This window comes from Virgibacillus sp. DJP39 (genome assembly GCF_049310925.1).
GTDB lineage: Bacteria > Bacillota > Bacilli > Bacillales > Amphibacillaceae > Virgibacillus_F.
On the sequence record NZ_JBMERP010000189.1, the window covers coordinates 1 to 935 of the forward strand.

Below are 935 nucleotides of genomic sequence, written 5' to 3' on the forward strand. Positions count from 1 at the left end.
TGTGTGCCAGGCATGCACACATTCTTTAGGGTTAGAGTCCCGAACCGTGAAGGCAGTAGTAGCGGTTAGCTTAAGACAAGGGTGTCTGGGGTGACCCAGAATCTGAAGGAAGTCCGCGGCAAATCTCCGCCTTGAGGAACACGAACTTCATAGAAGGCTAGGTGTATTTGGATGAGACTGCATAACAAGTCAAAACCCATACTGCCGAAGGATACACAAAGTAAATGAAGTGGGGATATGGAGAGGAAGAATGTGTGCTTACCCTGGGAGGTCTGATAGGAGCGCGGTGCACACGCCGTAACCGAACATGTGAATGTTCGCTGAACTATCAGAAGTCAGCCGAAGCCGTAGTATTGAATATCTCTAGAGTATTCAAGAAGGGCTGAATCATTTAAGAAGAATTGTCGCTTCGCGTACGCAATGCTTGATGAAGCAGAAACATAATAACCTTCCTAATGGAGGAAACGGTGAATCCCGTGGGGGACATTAGAAGGGCTGAAAGTTATTGCCACATAAGAAGAAGGAACAATTCACGTAGGAGTTAGATATCATGTTGGAACAAATCCTTTCACGGGAAAACTTAATACTCGCATTAAAACGTGTTGAACGTAATAAAGGGAGTCATGGTGTAGATGAGATGCCCGTACAAAGCCTACGAGCGTATGTCACGAAACACTGGAATGCCCTGCGAGAAGAACTTCAAGAGGGAATCTACTATCCTCAACCTGTTCGTCGTGTCGAAATCCCGAAACCGAATGGCGGGAAGAGGAAGTTAGGTATACCTACCGTGCTGGACAGATTCATCCAACAAGCAATTGCACAAGTTCTCACCAAAGAATATGACCCAACGTTCTCGAAACATAGTTATGGATTCCGTCCAAACAAACGAGGACATGATGCGGTAAGGGAAGCAAGGAACTACATCAAGCAAGGTT

At 45.9% G+C, this 935-nt stretch carries 1 protein-coding gene; it reads left to right on the forward strand.

What is annotated here, in order from left to right:
- Window positions 1-550: 550 nt before the first annotated feature.
- Window positions 551-935, forward strand: a 385-nt coding sequence (locus tag ACOI1D_RS21700) for a reverse transcriptase domain-containing protein (protein WP_422504283.1), incomplete at its 3' end; no start/stop codon positions are given.